Raw genomic sequence first — 16,718 nt, 5'->3', positions numbered from 1 at the left:
GGCATGAAGATCGTCATCTCCTGCGCCATCACCGGCTCCATCCACACGCCCAGCATGTCGCCCTACCTGCCGTTCCGGGCCGAGGAAATCGCGACGCAGGCCATCGACGCGGCCAGGGCAGGCGCGGCGATCCTGCACCTGCATGCCCGCGACCCCGAAACCGGGCGCCCCTCTGCCGACCCGGCGCATTGGCGGGGCTTTCTGCCCATGATTTCAAACGCCTGCGATGCCGTTCTCAACATGACCACCGGCGGGTCGGCGGTCATGACCCTGGATCAACGGCTGGAGGCACCGCTGGCTTTCGCGCCAGAAATGTGCAGCCTCAACATGGGCACGATGAACTTTGCGCTTTATCCGATGGCCGCGAAACCCCGCGACTGGCGGTTCGACTGGGAGGAGCCCTTCCTGCGCAATTCCGACGATCTGGTGTTCAAGAACACCCCGCGCGACATCGAGGGCGTGCTGCAACGCATGGGCCGCGACCGCGGCGCGCGGTTCGAGTTCGAATGCTATGACGTGAGCCACCTCACCATGCTGCGCCATTTCGTCGATCGCGGGCTGGTCACCGGCCCGATCTTCCTGCAATTCGTCATGGGTGTGCTGGGCGGCATCCCGGCAGAGCCGGAGCATCTGATCCACCTGCACCAGACCGCGCAGCGATTGTTTCCGAAATTCGAATGGTCGGTTCTGGCGGCGGGGCGGCGGCAGATGGAATTCGCCGCCATCGCGGCGGCCATGGGCGGCCATGTCCGCGTCGGGCTGGAAGATAACCTCTACCTCGCGAAAGGCGTTCTGGCGAAATCCAACGCCGAACAGGTGGAAAAGCTGCGCGGCATCGTCGAGGCCCTGGGCCGCACGGTCGCCACCCCGGCGGAGGCGCGCGCGCTTCTCGGCCTCAAGGGCCGGGTGGCGTTCTGATGCGGCTGCGTCTGGCCATCCCGGGTGAGGGGGCGCGCGTCAATGCCGCGCTGGCGGCGTTGTCGGCCGATATGGGCGACCGCCACCGCGCCAGCGATGTGCTGATCGAAACCGCGCTGTTCGGCCCCGATGTGGCCCTGTACGCGCTGCTGGCCGAGGACGGCCCGGCCCTGCACGGCGTCGCGATCTTTTCGCCGCAGGTTTCCACCTATCGCGGCGCGGTCGGGGTCTATGTCTCGGATATCTGGGTGGATGCGGCGGCGCGGGGGCAGGGCCTTGGCGCCCGCCTGCTGGCCGGAGTGCGCGACGAGGCCGCGCGCCGCTGGGGGCCGGGCTTCCTGCGCCTTGCCGTCTATGATGACAACGCGCGCGCCCGGGCCTTTTACGACCGCCTCGGTTTCCACCCCAAACCCGACGAGATCTGGCTGACGCTGGAAGGCGCGGCCCTGGAGGCATTATGAAGGCATTTCTCGACCCCCGTCAGGCCGGGCATGACCCGCAGATGTTCATGGCCAATGGCACCCGCCTGCCGAACCCGGAAAAGCCCGAACGCATCGCGGTGTTGCAGGCCGGGGCCGAGGCCGCGGGCGCAGTCTTTGCCCCCCCGCGCGATTTCGGCATGGGGCCGCTGGCGGCGGTGCATACGGCCGAATACCTTGCCTTCCTGCAAACCATCCACCCGCGCTGGAAACGCATCGAAGGCGCGGCGGATGAGGTGATCCCCAATATCCACCCCGACCGCCGCAGCGCCAATTACCCCAAATCCGCCGTCGGCCAGGCGGGCTGGCATCAGGCCGATACCGCCTGCCCGATCGCCGCCGGCACATGGGAGGCCGCCTATTGGTCGGCCCAGACCGCGCTCACCGCCGCCGAATGCGTGCTGGCCGGCGCGCCGGCCTATGCGCTGTGCCGCCCACCGGGGCATCATGCCTTTGCCGATCTGGCGGGGGGCTTCTGTTTCCTCAACAATGCCGGTATCGCTGCCGAATGGCTGCGGGGGCAGAGGCTGCGCCCGGCGATCCTTGATGTGGATGTGCATCACGGCAATGGCACGCAGGGCATGTTCTACCACCGCCGCGACGTGCTGACCGTCAGCCTCCATGCCGACCCCGACCGCTTCTACCCGTTCTTCTGGGGCGCCGCACAGGAACGCGGCACGGGCGAGGGGCTGGGCTACAACCTCAATCTCCCCCTGCCACGCGGCACCGGCGATGCCGATTATCGCGCCGCCCTCGCCACTGCACTGGCCCGCGTCCGGGCCTTCGGGGCCGATGTCATCGTGATCGCCCTCGGCCTCGACGCGCATGAGGACGACCCGTTTCAGGGCCTGAAGCTGACCACCCAAGGCTTTACCCGCATCGCCGAAGACATCGCCGCCACCGGCCTGCGGCTGCTGGTGGTGCAGGAGGGCGGCTATCTGCAACCGGAACTGGGCGCAAACCTCACGGCCTTTCTCAACGGGCTGGGCTGACCTTCATCTGTTCCCAAATATCCTCGGGGGGTGCGGGGGGCGAAGCGCCCCCGCGGCGCCTGCGGGCCGGGCGCGCCGGATGTTACCGCGAACACACGCTTGCGTGACCGGACCGTCACAATCCTCGACAGCGCGACGGAGCTACCCCACATCTGCGTGAAACCGGCATGCGCCCGCCTGCGTTGTCTTGCACAAGGGCCGCTGCTGACCTAGATTTTCCAGTCCCGCGGCGGGGGTCACATCCGTCCGGTGCGCGCGAAAGGGAGTGAGTGAATGTCGAGCTATGCCAATCTTCCCGCCCCCAGCCCCGAACAGGGGCTGAACCGCTATATGCAGGAAATCCGCAAGTTTCCCCTGCTGGAGCCGGAAGAGGAATACATGCTGGCCAAGGCCTGGGTCGATCATCAGGATCCCAAGGCCGCGCACCGGCTGGTCACCTCGCATCTGCGGCTGGCGGCCAAGATCGCCATGGGCTATCGCGGCTATGGCCTGCCGCAGGCCGAGGTGATTTCCGAGGCCAATGTCGGGCTGATGCAGGCGGTCAAGCGGTTCGACCCCGAAAAGGGCTTTCGCCTTGCGACCTATGCGATGTGGTGGATCCGCGCCAGCATCCAGGAATATATCCTGCGATCCTGGAGCCTGGTGAAGCTGGGCACCACCTCGGCGCAGAAAAAGCTGTTCTTCAACCTGCGCAAGGCCAAGGCCAAGGTCGGCGCGCTGGAGGAGGGCGACCTGCGCCCTGAAAACGTCGCCCAGATCGCCCGCGACCTGTCGGTCAGCGAGGATGAGGTCATCGCGATGAACCGGCGCCTGTCGGGGTCGGATGCCTCGCTCAATGCCACGGTCGGCGGCGATGGCGAGGGCAGCACCCAATGGCAGGACTGGCTGGAGGACGAAGACAGCGATCAGGCCGGCGCCTATGCCGAGCGCGACGAGCTGGAGGCCCGGCGCGCGCTGCTTGCCCAGGCCATGAGCGTGCTGAACGACCGCGAAAAGGACATCCTGGTGCAGCGCCGCCTCAGCGACGAGCCGGTGACGCTGGAGGATCTGTCGGAAAGCTACGGCGTCAGCCGCGAGCGTATCCGCCAGATCGAGGTTCGCGCCTTTGAAAAGCTTCAGGCGAAGATGACCGAACTCGCGCGTGGCAAGGGCATGTTGGCCGGCGTCTGACCGGCGTAAGGTTGGGGCGTTTTTCAGGGGCGGTCTGCCATGGTTTTGGCGGGCCGCCCCTTTCCCTTGCGGAAAGTCGCCTCTGCGTTGAAGATGTGATTGCGAATCCCTTTACACGGCGTCGCTTATTCCAGACAAAGCGTCGTATTCCGTCCGATTCCGGGCGGGTCCGCATCGGGCGGGGCCGGGCTGTCGCGCAGACGTTGATCCCCGGTGCCATGGGCAGTAGCAAGGGCGCAAACGGATCAAGGACGAATGACAATGACCCAGCCCACCGATGCGCATCTGTCGATGCTCGATACCTTCATCAAGCCGATGCACCCCGAAGGCTACAACTTCGTCGGCATCTTTGCCGCGATCACGCTGGTCCTGTTCTGGATCTGGGCGCCGCTGGGCTGGATCGGCGCCGGCCTCACGGTCTGGTGCTACTATTTCTTCCGCGACCCCAAGCGCGCCGTGCCGCAGGGCGAGGGGCTGATGATCTCGCCGGCCGATGGCACGGTGTCGCTGATCGAACGCGCCGCCCCGCCGCCGGAACTGGGCATGGGGTCCGATCCGCTGCTGCGGGTCTCGGTCTTCATGTCGGTGTTCAACTGCCATGTGAACCGCGCCCCGATCGCCGGGCGGCTGGTCAAGATGGCCTATCGCCCGGGCAAGTTCCTCAATGCCTCGCTCGACAAGGCGTCCGAGGATAACGAGCGCAATTCGCTGTGTCTGGAACTGGCCGACGGGCGGCAGATCGCCGTGGTGCAGATCGCCGGTCTGGTCGCGCGGCGCATCGTGCCCTTCATCTCCGAAGGCGAGACACTCAAGACCGGGCAGCGCTTTGGCCTGATCCGCTTTGGCAGCCGCGTCGATGTCTACCTGCCCGAAGGCGTCGTGCCGCTGGTCACGCTGGGCCAGACCTGCGTCGCCGGCGAGACGGTGATCGCGGAACTGGGGCGCGACCTGCCGCAGCGCTTTGCGAAGATGGTGTAAGCGATGGAAGGCCCGCGTCCGCGCCGCATGTCCATCATCGGGCTTTTGCCCAACATGCTGACGGTCGGCGCACTCTGCGCCGGGGTGACGGCGATCCGTTTCGCGATGGAGGCCCGGTTCGGCGCGGCGCTGCTGCTGATCTTTTTCGCCGCCGTGATGGACGGGCTGGATGGCCGGCTTGCCCGGCTCTTGCGCAGCGAAAGCCAGATCGGCGCCGAACTCGACAGCCTGTGCGATTTCGTCAATTTCGGCGTGGCGCCGGGGCTGATCCTGTGGATGTGGGCGCTGCAAGACATGAAGGCGGCGGGCTGGATCGCGGTGCTGATCTATGTCGTCTCCTGCCTGCTGCGGCTGGCGCGGTTCAATGTCGGCCATCGCGCCATTGACGCGACGGCCGAAAAGGCGGGCTTTCAGGGCGTGCCCTCGCCGGCGGGGGCGATGCTGGCTTTCCTTCCGATGTTCATGGCCTTTGCCTGGGGCACCGGCGCGCTGCATGGTGGCCTGGTCGCGGTCTGGATGGCTGCGGTCGGGGCGCTGATGATCGGCCGCTTCCACACGCCGTCCTTCAAGAAGCTGACCTTCGAGGCGCAATATGTGCGCTTTGTCGTGGTGGGCTTTGCCGCGCTGCTCGCGGCGCTGCTGGCCTATCCCTGGGCCACGCTCGTCGTTCTGGACCTGATCTATGTCGGCATCATCGGGGTAAGTCTGCTCCGCGGTGCCACCAAACCGCGCAAGGAGCCGCCGGATGGAGCTTGAGGCCGTCGCCAAATCCTATGCCCGCTGGGCGCCGGTCTATGACCGGACCTTCGGGGCCGTGACCCATGCCGGGCGACGCCGGGCGGTCGGCTTTGCCAATGCCGTGGGGGGCAGCGCGCTGGAGGTGGGCGTGGGAACCGGCCTCGCACTGCCGTTCTATGCGGCGCATATGCAGGTGACGGGCATCGACTTTTCCGAAGACATGCTGGCCAAGGCGCGCCAGAAGGTTGCCGAACAGGGCCTGTCGCATGTCAGCGCCCTGCGCCAGATGGATGCCCGCGATCTCGACTTTCCCGATGCCAGCTTTGACACGGTCTGTGCCATGCACATCCTGTCGGTGGTGCCCGAACCCGAGCGCGTGATGGCCGAAATGGCCCGCGTCTGCAAACCCGGCGGGCATGTGCTGGTGGTCAACCATTTCGCGGCCGAGGGCAGCGGCATCATGGCCCGGCTTGAACGCGCGGCCGCGCCCCTGTCGGACCTGCTGGGCTGGCACAGCGATTTCGCCCGCGCGACCGTTCTGGGCGATGCGCGGTTGCAACTGGTCGAGGAAGACGGCCTGCCGCCCCTCGGCATGATGACCTATCTGCGCCTGCGTCGCCGTTAGCGCCAACATCCGCCATTGCCCCCGCCGCCCCCCCGGGCTAGCCTGCCGCGCAACGGCAGATGGGGGGCATCATGACACTACGCTGGGGCATTCTGGGGGCCGCGCAATTCGCGCTCAACCACATGGGGCCGGCGATCCATGCCGCGCGCGGGGCGGAACTGGTGGCGCTGGCGACCTCCAGCCCGGAAAAGGCCGCGCCCTTTGCCGCCTTCGCCCCCGGCCTGCGCCTGCATGACAGCTATGAGGCGCTGCTAGCCGATCCGGCGGTCGATGCGGTCTATATTCCGCTGCCGAACACGCTGCATCTCGACTGGTCGCTGAAGGCGATCGCGGCGGGCAAACATGTGCTGACCGAAAAGCCGATGACCATGCAGGCCGCGGAATTCGACGCCCTGATCGCCGCCCGCGATGCCTCGGGCCGGCTGGTGGCCGAGGCCTATATGATCGTGCATCACCCGCAATGGCAAAAGGCCCGCGCCCTGATCGCCGAGGGCGCGATCGGGCGGCTGGAACATGTGGACACCGCCTTCAGCTATGACAATCGCACCCAACCGGGCAATATCCGCAACCGCCCCGAAACCGGCGGCGGGGGAATTCGCGATATCGGCGTCTATACCTATGGATCGGTGCGCTTTGCCGCGCAGGCAGAGCCGGTCACGCTCCAGTCCCGCATCCGGTTTGAAGGGGGCGTCGATACTTTCGCCCAGGTCACGGGCGAGATGGAGGGCCCGCAGGGCCGTTTCACCTATTCCGCCATCACCTCGATGCGGCTGTTTCCGCGGCAAGAGGTGGTGTTCCAGGGCACAAAGGGCCTGATCCGACTGACCGCGCCCTTCAATGCGGGACTGTTCGGCGAGGCGCAGGTCGAACTGCACCGCGGCGGGGGCCAGTCGGAACTGTTCCGCTATCCCGGCGTGAACCAGTATATGCGCCAGGTCGAGGCCTTCGGGCGCAGCGTGGCAGAGGGGCTGGCCTATGACTGCCCGCTGGAATTCTCGCGCGGGACACAGGCGATGATCGACCGCGTCTTTGCCGGCGCGACCGAAATCTGATCGCCGCACGCGGCCCCGGCCGCGCAGGGGGGCTGTCTGCCCCCCACGGCCCTTCGGGCCTCCCCCCGAGGATATTTTTGAACAGATGACGGGGGCAGAAGCGCGTCTTGGCCTTCATCTGTTCAAAAATATCCTCAGGGGGTGAATGGCCGTGAGGCCAGAGGGGGCGCGAGCGCCCCCTTGACCCGCGCGGGGCTGGTTCAGCCCATCGTCACGACGATCTTGCCGGTGGAGCGGCGCGCGCGCAGGGTTTCCAGCGCCTCTTCGACACGGTCGAGCGGGAAACGCGCGCCGATATGGGGGTGCAGGCTGCCTTCGGCGATCCAGCCGGCCAGAGTTTGCAGGCTGGCGGTCAGCACCTCGGGGCGGAAGGTCAGGTAGCCGCCCCAGTAGAGGCCCATCACGCTGAGATTCTTGACCAGCAGCAGGTTCGCGGGCACTTGCGGCACCTCGCCGCCGGCAAAGCCGATGGCGAGCAGCCGGCCCTCGGGGCGGGTGGCGCGCAGGGCTTCCATGAAGGCGGGGCCGCCGACGCTGTCATAGACCACGTCCACCCCGCCAAGCATCTTGAGCTGCCCGCGCAGGTCGGGGTTTTCGCTGTCGATCAGGTGATCCGCGCCGGCGGCCCGCGCGATGGCAAGCTTGTCGGCGCCCCGGGTCGAGGCGATGACCGTCGCCCCCATGCGTTTGCCGATCTCCACCGCGGTCAGCCCGACGCCGCCTGCCGCGCCGGTGACGAACAGGGTCTCGCCCGGTTGCAGCCGCGCCTTGTGGTCCAGCGCCAGATGCGAGGTGCCATAGGCGATCTGGAAAGCGGCGGCGGTGTCGAAGTCCATGGCCGGGGGCAGGGGGAGGCAGCGCGTCGCGGGCACATTCGCCTCGGGCGCGAGGCCGCCCTGGCCGGTAAAGGCCGCGACCCGGTCGCCGGGGGCGAGGCCACTGACCCCGGGGCCAAGCGCCGTGACCGTGCCCGACAGTTCCATCCCCAGGGTGAAGGGGGGCGTGGGGCGTTCCTGGTAGCGCCCTTCGATCATCAGCAGATCGGCGAAATTCAGCCCGCAGGCCGCGACGCGCAGGCGCACCTCGCCCGGGCCCGGCGGCGGCAGGTCGAGGGTCTGGAAGGCGGGGGCCGCCCCGGGGGCGGAAAGCTGATAGGCGCGCAAGGGCCACTCCGTTCTGGCGGGCGGGCCGCTCGGGCCGGCCGATTCTGCGTATCTGACAGGCTCTGCGCCCGGGGGTTGCAGAAATTCTGCGTCAGATTGTGCTTGCCCCTAGCATTTTCTTTTGTTCAGATCACGGAAATATGGCAGAAATTTCGTGTTGTTATTCGTTCGTATAGTTGCCCTGTCCAAAAAGACAGGTTTTTTGATCAAGGCGAACGTGGGAAAGAGGAGAAACCCGGCCTGGCCTTACATCTTGAGGCTGCGTGAGCCGGTCCCCGGGCAGCCGGGCGGTTTGAAAGGGAGTTACGAGATGAAGCACCCGGTCGATGCGCATGTGGGTAAACGGATCCGGCATCGTCGCTGGATGGTCGGCATGACGCAGCAACAGCTTGCGGACAGTGTCGGGATCAAGTTCCAGCAGATCCAGAAATACGAGACCGGCATGAACCGGGTGTCCGCGTCCCGCCTGTGGGATATCGCGGAGACGCTGGGCGTCGGCATCGCCTTCTTCTTCGAGGGCATCGACGACAGCCGCGAAGCCGCCGGTCCGGTCGAGGGGGATATCCTCGCCGACAAGGAAGCGCTGGAGCTGGTGCGGTCCTATTACGCGATCCCCGAGGCGCAGCGCCGCCGGCTGTTCGATCTGGCCCGCGTGCTGAGCGACGCCGCCTGACGCGGAAAGCGGCGCCTTGTCCGGCCCGGCCGGGATTGGGCCGGGTTGACCTGCCGGGCGCCGGGCGCTAGCCCTTTGGCGACAGGGTCAGGAGGGCTGGGATGACGCGCTATTCCGATGCGGTGCAACGCGAATTGATCGAGGTGGCACATGCGCTGGCCGATACCGCGCGTGAGGCCACCTTGCAGCATTTCCGCAGCCGCGACCTGACTGCCGAAAACAAGGAAGCGCAGCGCTTTGATCCGGTCACCGTGGCCGATCGCCTGTCGGAGCAGCGGATGCGCGCGATTCTGGCCGAACGCCGCCCGCAGGATGGCATCCTGGGCGAGGAGATGGGCGCCTTGGCCGGGCAATCCGGCCTGACCTGGGTGCTGGATCCGATCGACGGCACGCGGTCCTATCTGTGTGGCACGCCCACCTGGGGCGTGTTGATTTCGGTCGCGGATGAGACCGGGCCGATCTATGGCCTGATCGACCAGCCCTATATCGGCGAACGCTTCGAGGGCGGCTTTGGCCGCGCCACGATGCAGGGGCCGCATTGGGCGCGTGGCTTGCAGGTGCGGCCCGCCCGCCCGCTGGCCGAGGCGATCCTGATGTCCACCTTCCCCGAGGTCGGCACGCCCGAGGAAGGCGCCGCCTTTCAGCGCCTGTCGCGGCAATGCCGGCTGACGCGCTATGGCACCGATTGCTATGCCTATGCCCTGCTGGCCGCGGGCCATATCGACCTGGTGGTCGAGGCGGGCTTGCAGGCCTATGACGTGCAGGCGCCGATCGCGGTGATCGAGGCGGCGGGCGGCATTGTCACCGACTGGCAGGGGCGCCCGGCGCATCAGGGCGGGCGCGTGGTCGCGGCCAGCTGCGCCGAACTGCATGCGCAGGCGCTGGCCGCCCTGGCGGGCTGAGCGCGCCCGTCGCATTTGCCGAATTTCCCGGCAGAGGGGGCTTGGCGCGACCAGGGCCACCGGCATAGATTGGGCGCGACGCGGCGAGTCCTTCCCCCTTCTGTCGCGCGTCCGCTGACGGCACCGAAGGGGCGTTTTCATGGCGCAAGGGGACTCGCATGTTGGCCGATTCGACCGAAATCCTGATCCGCAGGGCGGATGTGGTTGTCACCATGGATGGCACGCGGCGCGAGATCGCGGGCGGCGATGTGCTGATCCGGGGCGGCACGATTGCCGCCGTGGGGCAGGGGCTGACTACCCGCGGGCAGGTGATCGAGGCTGCGGGCTGCGTGGTGACGCCCGGCCTGGTGAACACCCATCACCATCTGTACCAGACGCTGACCCGGGTCGTGCCGGGCGGGCAGGATGCGCTGCTGTTCGGCTGGCTTCGCACGCTTTACCCGATCTGGGCGCGCTTCGGCCCGGAGGAGATGTTCGTCTCGGCCCAGGTCGGACTGGCCGAACTGGCGCTGTCGGGCTGCACGCTGACCTCGGATCACCTCTATCTTTATCCCAATGGCGGGCGGCTGGATGACACGATCGCCGCCGCGCGCGAGGTGGGCCTGCGTTTCCACCCGACGCGCGGCGCGATGAGCATTGGCGAAAGCGCGGGCGGCCTGCCGCCCGACAGTCTGGTCGAACGCGAGGCCGCCATCCTGGAGGACAGTATCCGCGTCGTCGATGCCTTTCACGACCCGGCCGAGGGGGCGATGGTGCGCGTGGGTCTGGCCCCGTGTTCGCCATTTTCCGTCAGCCGCGACCTGATGCGCGAGGCGGCGCTTCTGGCGCGCGACAAGGGGGTGATGCTGCACACCCATCTGGCGGAAAATGACGAGGATGTCGCCTATAGCCTGGCGCAATTCGGCTGCCGTCCCGGCCAATATGCCGAGGATCTGGGCTGGACCGGCCCCGATGTCTGGCATGCGCATTGCGTCAAGCTGGACGGGGCGGAGATCGGGCTGTTTGCCCGCAGCGCGACCGGGGTAGCGCATTGCCCCTGTTCCAATTGCCGGCTGGGCAGCGGCATCGCGCCGGTGCGGGCGATGCGCGATGCCGGGGTCAAGGTGGGGCTGGGGGTCGATGGCTCTGCCTCCAATGACGCGGGCAATCTGGTGACCGAGGCGCGGCAGGCGCTTTTGTTGCAGCGTGTGGCGCGCGGCGCCGATGCGATGAGCGCGCGCGAAGCGCTGGAGATCGCCACGCTGGGCGGGGCGCAGGTGCTGGGACGCGGCGATTGCGGCGCCCTGACCCCCGGCAAGCGCGCCGATCTGGCGATCTGGGACATGCGCGGGATCGAGGCGGCCGGGGCCTGGGATCCGGTCGCCGCGCTGATGCTTTGCGGCCCGACCCGGGTGCGCGATCTGTTCGTGGATGGACGGCCGGTGGTGCGCGACGGGCGGATGGTCACGCTTGATCTGCCGCGGGTGATCGAACGCCAGGGCGCGCTGGCGCGGCGGCTGGCGGGGCTGTGATGCCGGGCGGTGCTTGTCTCGCCGCGCGGGCTGGGGCATGACAGCACAAAGAGAGGGATCCTGCCATGAGCCACGATTACAAAGCCCAGAAGGCCGAAACCTTTGAGAGTTTCGAGGCCTTCGCCGCCGAGGCGCCGGGCACCGCCACCGTCACCTATCAGTTCTACCCCGAGGATGTGGAGGCCGATTGGGCCGGGGTGCAGAAGGCGCTGGAGGCGCGGGGCTTTCGCACCCGCCGCGATGACGAGGATGAATTGCTGGATGCCGAGATCGGCCCGCTGAAGATCAGCGCCGAGGTGATCTGGCAGCACGAAAAGATCGCGACCGAGATCGCGCTGAAATTCGACTTTGTCCCCGATGGCTGGGGGCTCTTGGAAGACTGATCCCGGCCTTGGCGCCTGTGGCGGGCGCCGGAGGGGTTTTGCACCCCTCCGGACCTCCCCGCAGGATATTTTTGAACAGATGAAGGACAGGCGGACGGTGTCAGAACCGCCCGGGATCGAAGGCGGCAAGCGGGATGGCGGGGGCGCGGCGCGCGACCAGAGCCGCGACGAGTTCGGCGGTGCTGGCCGATTGGGTCAGGCCCAGATGGCCATGGCCGAAGGCATAGATCACCCGATCGGCTCCCGGTGCCCGGGCGATGACCGGCAGGCTGTCGGGCAGCGAGGGGCGGAAGCCCATCCATTGCGTGCCGCCCTCGGTATCGAGGCCGGGCAGGAAGGCGGCGGCCTTGCGCAGGAGGTGATCGGCGCGGCGGTAATTCGGCGGCAGGTCGAGGCCGCCCAGTTCGACCGCGCCGCCGATGCGCAGCCCTTCGCCGATGCGGCTGACGACGAAGCCGTGATCGCTGAAGGTGAGATGGGTGCGCAGGTCGAAGCGGGTGGTCGCGAAGGTGGTGTTGTAGCCGCGTTCGGTTTCCAGCGGGATGCGGTCGCCCAGCATGCGGGCGAGGCGATGTGACCAGGCGCCGGCCGCCACGACGACCTGCGCCGCCCGCGATGTGCCGGTATTGGTGGTAACGGTGACACCTTCAGCATCCGGGGTCAGGGCGCGGATCTCGGCGATCTCGATCATGCCGCCGGCGGCGGTGAAGGCGCGGGCCAGATGTTCGGCCCAGCGGGCGGGATCGACGGTGTTCATCCAGGCGGGGGTAAAGCCGGCATGGGTGAAACGCGGGCTGAGGCCGGGCTGGATCTCGGCGATGGCGCCGGGGCTTTCCAGCAGGTCGAAGGCGATGCCGTGGCGGCGGCGCAGATCCCAGGCGGGCCGGGCGGCATCGAGGCGGGCCTGGCCTTCATAGACCTGCAACTGCCCCTCGCGCCGCATCAGTGCTTCGCCGCCCACGCGGGGGATCAGCCGTTCAAGCGCCTGTCGCGACAGGGTCATCAGGCTGGCCTGTGCGCTGACTGCCGCGGCGTGGCGCGCGGGCCGGGTGGCGCGGGCAAAGCGCAGCATCCAGGGCAGGATTTGCAGCGCATAGGCCGGGCGCAGCGCCAGCGGGCCCAGCGGATCGAGCAGCCATTTCGGCGCCTTGCGCAGGATGCCGGGGGTGGCGAGCGGCTCCACCTCGCTGAAGGCAAAGGCGCCGGCATTCCCGCGCGAGGTTTCGGCGGCGATGCCCTTGCGGTCGATCAGGCGCACCCGGTGGCCTTCGGTCTGCAAGGCCAGCGCGGTGGTCACCCCGATGATGCCCGCGCCGATCACGAGGATGTCTGAAGGGGTCGGGTCGGTCATGGCGGGCCTCGGGCTGGGTCAGGGGGCTAGAGCGGGATGCCCGCGCGGAACGGGTCGTCGGGTTGAAAGATCAGCCGCGTCTCGGCCATGACCCAGGCGCTGCCGGTGATCCGGGGGATGACGCCGCCGGTTGGCCCCGGCTGCCAGGAAAGCCTGTAGGTGCTGCCGATCACGCTTTCCTGCACGATCTCGGCGCCCGCGGCCAATTGCCCCTCGGCGGCGAGGCAGGCCAGCCGCGCCGAACAGCCGGTGCCGCAGGGCGAGCGGTCATAGCAATCATCCGGGCAGAGCACAAAGTTGCGGCTATGCCCCTCGGGCGTCAGGGCGGGGCCGTAGAGGATGACGTGATCGACCGGCGGGCCGTCGATGCCTTTTGCGTGCAGCGCGTCGCGCAGGGCGATGGCGAGGTTGGTCAGTTGCGGGATCTGTGCCCTTGTCACCGCGATCGGGCTGGGATCGACGAGGAAGAACACATTGCCGCCATAGGCGATGTCGCCGGTGACCGGGCCGATCCCTGCCACCTCGACCGTGATCTGGCGGTGCAGGCGGCGGCTTTCGACATTGGTCACCGTCACGCGCGCTGCGTCATGCAGATCGACGGTGACCACGCCGGCCGGCGTTTCGATCCGGTGCTGGCCGGGGCCGATGCGCCCCAGATGCGCCAGCGTGACGGCGAGGCCGATCGTGCCATGGCCGCACATGCCCAGCACGGCCCCGGCATCGAAATAGATCACGCCGGTCACGCAGCCTGGATCGACCGGTTTCACCAGCAAGGCGCAGACCATCGCCGTCTGGCCGCGCGGCTCTTGCGTGACGGCGTTGCAGAAATCGCGATGGTCGCGCGCCAGCCGCGCCGCGCGGGCAGAGAGCGGCCCGTCGCCCAGATCGGGGCCACCGTCGAGGATGACCCGGGTCGGTTCGCCCCCGGTATGGCTGTCGATCACATGCATTCGGCGATGACCCCGCCCTGTTGCGACCAGGCCGCGAACCAGCGGTTGAACTGGTGGAACTGCGCCGTGCAGAACCCCGCCTGCGACGGCGACAGCGCGTCGGTTTCGTTGAAATGGAGCGCATAGGCCGGCTCGCCCTTCAGCACCATCAGATGCTTGAAATACAGCACCAGATCGACGCCTTCGTCGAATTTCGCCAGCACCGAAAAGGCCTCGGCCAGTTCGCGGGCGCGCAGATCGGCCTCGGGGCAGCCCGCCGCCGCGCGGCGGCACAGCGCCACCTGCAACAGCGCCACTTCGGGAAAGATCGTGCCGATGCCGGTGATCGTGCCGACCGCGCCGCATTTGACAAAGCCGTGATGCACCTCGGTATCGACACCCACCATCAGGATCACGTCATCCTCTTGCGAGGTGATGTGTTCGGCGGCGTAGCTGAGATCGGCCTTGCCGCCGAATTCCTTGAAACCGACAAGGTTCCTGTGTTCGGCGCGCAGGGCAAAGAACAGGTCGGCCCGGGTGGCAAAGCCGTAATGCGGGCTGTTGTAGATGATCGCGGGCACATCCGGCGCGGCGGCGAGGATGGCCTTGAAATGGTTGCGCTGCGCCGCGACCGACTGGCCGCGCGACAGCACGCGCGGGATCACCATCAGGCCGGCCGCGCCCATCTGTTGCGCATGCTCGGCATGGGCGACCGCCGATCGGGTATTGATCGCGCCGGTGCCGACGACGACCGGCACCCCGGCGCCGATCAGCCGCGCCACGCCCTCCATCCGCTGCGCATCGGACAAGAGCGGCCAGTCCCCGCAGGAACCGCAATAGACCACGCCCGACATGCCGGCCTGCATCATCTCTTGCCCCTTGCGCACCAGGGCGTCGAAATCGGGCTGGCGGTCGGGGGTGCAGGGGGTCAGCAGCGCGGGGATCGTGCTGTGAAAGACATTGCTGGTCATGGGGCTTCCCTCTGAATGGTGCGGTTCGCGCCGGGCATGGCGGTTCGGGCCGTGAAACGGCCGGGTTCGGGGCATTTGCGGATGATTGACGGTTGCCAGTCTTGCCTCCGCCGTGAAACTATGCTTAAACGATCATGATTGGTAAAAAAAGAAAAATATGACGCGAATGGAAAAATCTTCTGACGAGGCCCCCGAGCCCGGGCAGGATGGATGGGAGGCCGAGCGGCTGCAATTGCGGTCGGACCTCGGCAGCCGGATGAAGGCGGTGCGCCAGGCCTGCGGCCTGACGCTTGAGGCGGCGGCGCAGCGCAGCGGGCTTGCGCTTTCGACCATCCACAAGATCGAGAATGGCCGCGTCTCGCCCAGCTATGAAAACCTGGTCCGCATCGCCCGCGCCTATGACATCGGCATGGAGCGGCTGTTTTCCTCGGATCACGACGCGCATCAGACGACGCGGATGACGGTGACCAAGGCCGGGCAGGGCCGCAAGGTGCGCTCCAAGAACTTTGAATACGAGGTTCTGTGCAATGCCCTGGCCGAGAAAAAGATCATCCCGCTGGTGACCCGTGTCGAAAAACGCCCGCCCATGCGCCCCGACGAGCTGGAGGCACATGACGGCGAAGAAACGCTGTTCGTGCTGTCGGGCCGGATCGAGCTGGTGGTGGAGCATTACCAACCGGTCGTGCTGGAACCCGGCGATTGCGCCTATTTCGACAGCACGCTGAAACATGGCCTGCGCGCGCTGGACGATGACGAGGCGCGCATTTTCTGGGCCTGCACCTATATCGACGTGGACCGGCAGGCGCAGCCCTGACCCCCCGATGCAAGGAGACTGCCGCGCATGACGCCCCCCGAACCCATTTCCTGCGACGCATTGCTGGCGCGGGTCGAGACCATCTTTCGCCGCGCGGGGCTGCGCCCGGAAAGCGCGCGTTCGGTGGCCGCCGTCATCGTCGCGGGCGAGCGGGACAATTGCAAATCCCACGGGCTCTATCGGCTGGAGGGATGCCTGAAGGTGATCGCGGCGGGCCGGGTGGCGCCCGGGGCGGTGCCGGCGATCCACGATGGCGGCCGGGCGGTGATCGAGGTCGATGCGGGCGGCGGCTTTGCCAACCCGGCCTTCGACGCGGCGCGCGATCTGCTGGCCGCCCGCGCGCGGGAAACCGGCCTTGCCGCGCTGGTGATCCGCGATTGCCTGCATTTCTCGGCGCTCTGGCATGATGTGGAGGCGCTGGCGGGGCAGGGTCTGGCCGCGCTTTCCATGTGCCCGAGCTATGCCTTTGTCGCCCCCGCCGGCGGCAAGGCGCCGCTTTTGGGCACCAATCCGCTGGCCTTTGGCTGGCCGCGCCCGGGGCCCCATCCCTATGTATTCGACTTTGCGACCAGCGTCGCCGCGCGGGGCGAGATCGAGCTGCATCGCCGTGCCGGCAAACCGATCCCCGAAGGTTGGGCCGTGGATGGCGACGGCCAGCCCACCACCGACCCGCAAACCGCGCTGGCGGGCGCGATGCTTACCTTTGGCGGGCATAAGGGATCGGCCATCTCGACCATGATCGAACTGCTGGCCGGCGCCATGCTGGGCGAATTCATGAGCAGGGAGGCGCTGGAATTCATGGGGGGCGGCGATCTCTTGCCGCGTCATGGCGCCCTGGTGCTGGCGCTCGATCCGCAGGTCTTTGCCGCCCGCAGCGGCCGCGACCCGATCGCCGAGGGCGAGCGGCTGCTGACCGCCTTCGGCGCGCAGGGCGCGCGCCTGCCGTCAGAGCGTCGCTTTGCCGCGCGGGATCGGGCGCTGCGCGACGGCATCGCCCTGAGCGCCGACGAACTGGCCCGGCTGGAACGGTTCGAGGCCGAAGGGCTGGCCGCCGTCAGCGCCTGACGGG

The 16,718-nt window shown here is 67.7% G+C and carries 18 protein-coding genes; 14 read left to right on the top strand and 4 right to left on the bottom strand.

Going from position 1 to position 16,718, the window contains the following annotated elements; genetic code table 11:
* The first annotated feature begins 3 nt into the window (after window positions 1-3).
* From kce to FOA17_RS07135, 8 genes are all read left to right on the top strand, one after another.
* Window positions 4-918, top strand: a complete 915-nt coding sequence (kce, locus tag FOA17_RS07170) for a 3,5-dioxohexanoate:acetyl-CoA acetone transferase (RefSeq protein ID WP_149140795.1) — start codon at window positions 4-6, stop codon at window positions 916-918.
* Window positions 918-1,379 carry a GNAT family N-acetyltransferase gene (locus tag FOA17_RS07165; RefSeq protein ID WP_149140794.1) on the top strand — a complete coding sequence of 154 codons (462 nt, stop codon included), beginning with the start codon at window positions 918-920 and terminating at the stop codon, window positions 1,377-1,379. The genes kce and FOA17_RS07165 overlap by 1 nt, the downstream gene beginning before the upstream one ends.
* Window positions 1,376-2,389, top strand: a complete 1,014-nt coding sequence (locus FOA17_RS07160) for a histone deacetylase family protein (protein WP_149140793.1) — start codon at window positions 1,376-1,378, stop codon at window positions 2,387-2,389. Before FOA17_RS07165 ends, FOA17_RS07160 begins: the two co-directional genes overlap by 4 nt.
* 273 nt (window positions 2,390-2,662) lie before the next feature.
* Window positions 2,663-3,559: an RNA polymerase sigma factor RpoH gene (rpoH, locus tag FOA17_RS07155; RefSeq protein ID WP_149140792.1), complete on the top strand. Its 897-nt coding sequence runs from the start codon at window positions 2,663-2,665 to the stop codon at window positions 3,557-3,559.
* Between the two features lie 261 nt (window positions 3,560-3,820).
* Complete coding sequence (locus FOA17_RS07150; protein ID WP_149140791.1) at window positions 3,821-4,537, top strand: phosphatidylserine decarboxylase; 717 nt, start codon at window positions 3,821-3,823, stop codon at window positions 4,535-4,537.
* A 3-nt stretch (window positions 4,538-4,540) separates the two neighbouring features.
* Window positions 4,541-5,293 (top strand): CDP-alcohol phosphatidyltransferase family protein, encoded by a 753-nt coding sequence (locus FOA17_RS07145; RefSeq protein WP_149140790.1) that lies wholly within the window; start codon window positions 4,541-4,543, stop codon window positions 5,291-5,293.
* The gene (locus FOA17_RS07140) at window positions 5,283-5,900 is read left to right on the top strand and encodes a class I SAM-dependent methyltransferase (RefSeq protein ID WP_149140789.1); all 618 of its coding nucleotides are present in this window, start codon (window positions 5,283-5,285) and stop codon (window positions 5,898-5,900) included. The genes FOA17_RS07145 and FOA17_RS07140 overlap by 11 nt, the downstream gene beginning before the upstream one ends.
* Window positions 5,901-5,971: 71 nt before the next feature.
* On the top strand, window positions 5,972-6,952 hold the full coding sequence (locus FOA17_RS07135) for a Gfo/Idh/MocA family protein (protein WP_149140788.1): 981 nt from the start codon (window positions 5,972-5,974) through the stop codon (window positions 6,950-6,952).
* 200 nt (window positions 6,953-7,152) lie between these two features.
* Here the strand turns inward: FOA17_RS07135 and FOA17_RS07130 are convergent, their stop codons facing one another.
* A complete protein-coding gene (locus tag FOA17_RS07130) occupies window positions 7,153-8,115 on the bottom strand; it encodes an NADPH:quinone oxidoreductase family protein (protein ID WP_149140787.1) in 963 nt (320 codons plus the stop codon).
* Between the two features lie 310 nt (window positions 8,116-8,425).
* Between FOA17_RS07130 and FOA17_RS07125 the strand changes: the two genes are divergently transcribed.
* The 4 genes from FOA17_RS07125 to FOA17_RS07110 all read left to right on the top strand — a co-directional run bounded on the left by FOA17_RS07125 (window position 8,426) and on the right by FOA17_RS07110 (window position 11,584).
* Window positions 8,426-8,788, top strand: a complete 363-nt coding sequence (locus FOA17_RS07125; RefSeq protein WP_149140786.1) for a helix-turn-helix domain-containing protein — start codon at window positions 8,426-8,428, stop codon at window positions 8,786-8,788.
* Between the two features lie 101 nt (window positions 8,789-8,889).
* Window positions 8,890-9,690, top strand: coding sequence for a histidinol-phosphatase (gene hisN, locus FOA17_RS07120; RefSeq protein WP_149140785.1), 801 nt, complete (start codon window positions 8,890-8,892; stop codon window positions 9,688-9,690).
* A gap of 158 nt (window positions 9,691-9,848) precedes the next feature.
* A complete protein-coding gene (locus tag FOA17_RS07115) occupies window positions 9,849-11,201 on the top strand; it encodes an 8-oxoguanine deaminase (RefSeq protein ID WP_149140784.1) in 1,353 nt (450 codons plus the stop codon).
* Between the two features lie 65 nt (window positions 11,202-11,266).
* Window positions 11,267-11,584 (top strand): hypothetical protein, encoded by a 318-nt coding sequence (locus FOA17_RS07110; protein ID WP_149140783.1) that lies wholly within the window; start codon window positions 11,267-11,269, stop codon window positions 11,582-11,584.
* A gap of 100 nt (window positions 11,585-11,684) precedes the next feature.
* Here FOA17_RS07110 and FOA17_RS07105 read toward each other — a convergent pair whose 3' ends face one another.
* Genes FOA17_RS07105 through FOA17_RS07095 form a run of 3 tightly spaced genes read right to left on the bottom strand, consistent with a single transcriptional unit; the run spans window position 11,685 to window position 14,835 of the window.
* Window positions 11,685-12,935 (bottom strand): NAD(P)/FAD-dependent oxidoreductase, encoded by a 1,251-nt coding sequence (locus FOA17_RS07105; RefSeq protein ID WP_149140782.1) that lies wholly within the window; start codon window positions 12,933-12,935, stop codon window positions 11,685-11,687.
* A gap of 26 nt (window positions 12,936-12,961) precedes the next feature.
* The gene (locus FOA17_RS07100; RefSeq protein WP_149140781.1) at window positions 12,962-13,885 is read right to left on the bottom strand and encodes a 4-hydroxyproline epimerase; all 924 of its coding nucleotides are present in this window, start codon (window positions 13,883-13,885) and stop codon (window positions 12,962-12,964) included.
* Window positions 13,876-14,835 (bottom strand): dihydrodipicolinate synthase family protein, encoded by a 960-nt coding sequence (locus FOA17_RS07095; RefSeq protein WP_149140780.1) that lies wholly within the window; start codon window positions 14,833-14,835, stop codon window positions 13,876-13,878. Before FOA17_RS07095 ends, FOA17_RS07100 begins: the two co-directional genes overlap by 10 nt.
* A gap of 166 nt (window positions 14,836-15,001) precedes the next feature.
* On the opposite strand from FOA17_RS07095, the gene FOA17_RS07090 reads away from it, so the two are divergent.
* Both FOA17_RS07090 and FOA17_RS07085 read left to right on the top strand, forming a co-directional pair.
* The gene (locus tag FOA17_RS07090; RefSeq protein ID WP_238991759.1) at window positions 15,002-15,649 is read left to right on the top strand and encodes a helix-turn-helix domain-containing protein; all 648 of its coding nucleotides are present in this window, start codon (window positions 15,002-15,004) and stop codon (window positions 15,647-15,649) included.
* A gap of 27 nt (window positions 15,650-15,676) precedes the next feature.
* Window positions 15,677-16,714, top strand: coding sequence for an Ldh family oxidoreductase (locus tag FOA17_RS07085; RefSeq protein ID WP_149140778.1), 1,038 nt, complete (start codon window positions 15,677-15,679; stop codon window positions 16,712-16,714).
* The last annotated feature ends 4 nt before the right edge of the window (window positions 16,715-16,718 follow it).

Origin of the sequence: Gemmobacter caeruleus, from assembly GCF_008271655.1 — a bacterium.
Taxonomy (GTDB): Bacteria; Pseudomonadota; Alphaproteobacteria; order Rhodobacterales; family Rhodobacteraceae; genus Gemmobacter; species Gemmobacter caeruleus.
Note: the sequence above shows the minus strand (reverse complement) of the source record. Positions and strands in the feature narration are given on the sequence as shown.

Coding starts and splice junctions, on each gene's coding strand:
- kce (WP_149140795.1), top strand. CDS start 4: ATGAAGATCGTCATCTCCTGCGCCATCACCGGCTCCATCCACACGCCC.
- FOA17_RS07165 (WP_149140794.1), top strand. CDS start 918: ATGCGGCTGCGTCTGGCCATCCCGGGTGAGGGGGCGCGCGTCAATGCC.
- FOA17_RS07160 (WP_149140793.1), top strand. CDS start 1,376: ATGAAGGCATTTCTCGACCCCCGTCAGGCCGGGCATGACCCGCAGATG.
- rpoH (WP_149140792.1), top strand. CDS start 2,663: ATGTCGAGCTATGCCAATCTTCCCGCCCCCAGCCCCGAACAGGGGCTG.
- FOA17_RS07150 (WP_149140791.1), top strand. CDS start 3,821: ATGACCCAGCCCACCGATGCGCATCTGTCGATGCTCGATACCTTCATC.
- FOA17_RS07145 (WP_149140790.1), top strand. CDS start 4,541: ATGGAAGGCCCGCGTCCGCGCCGCATGTCCATCATCGGGCTTTTGCCC.
- FOA17_RS07140 (WP_149140789.1), top strand. CDS start 5,283: ATGGAGCTTGAGGCCGTCGCCAAATCCTATGCCCGCTGGGCGCCGGTC.
- FOA17_RS07135 (WP_149140788.1), top strand. CDS start 5,972: ATGACACTACGCTGGGGCATTCTGGGGGCCGCGCAATTCGCGCTCAAC.
- FOA17_RS07125 (WP_149140786.1), top strand. CDS start 8,426: ATGAAGCACCCGGTCGATGCGCATGTGGGTAAACGGATCCGGCATCGT.
- hisN (WP_149140785.1), top strand. CDS start 8,890: ATGACGCGCTATTCCGATGCGGTGCAACGCGAATTGATCGAGGTGGCA.
- FOA17_RS07115 (WP_149140784.1), top strand. CDS start 9,849: ATGTTGGCCGATTCGACCGAAATCCTGATCCGCAGGGCGGATGTGGTT.
- FOA17_RS07110 (WP_149140783.1), top strand. CDS start 11,267: ATGAGCCACGATTACAAAGCCCAGAAGGCCGAAACCTTTGAGAGTTTC.
- FOA17_RS07105 (WP_149140782.1), bottom strand. CDS start 12,935: ATGACCGACCCGACCCCTTCAGACATCCTCGTGATCGGCGCGGGCATC.
- FOA17_RS07100 (WP_149140781.1), bottom strand. CDS start 13,885: ATGCATGTGATCGACAGCCATACCGGGGGCGAACCGACCCGGGTCATC.
- FOA17_RS07095 (WP_149140780.1), bottom strand. CDS start 14,835: ATGACCAGCAATGTCTTTCACAGCACGATCCCCGCGCTGCTGACCCCC.
- FOA17_RS07090 (WP_238991759.1), top strand. CDS start 15,002: ATGGAAAAATCTTCTGACGAGGCCCCCGAGCCCGGGCAGGATGGATGG.
- FOA17_RS07085 (WP_149140778.1), top strand. CDS start 15,677: ATGACGCCCCCCGAACCCATTTCCTGCGACGCATTGCTGGCGCGGGTC.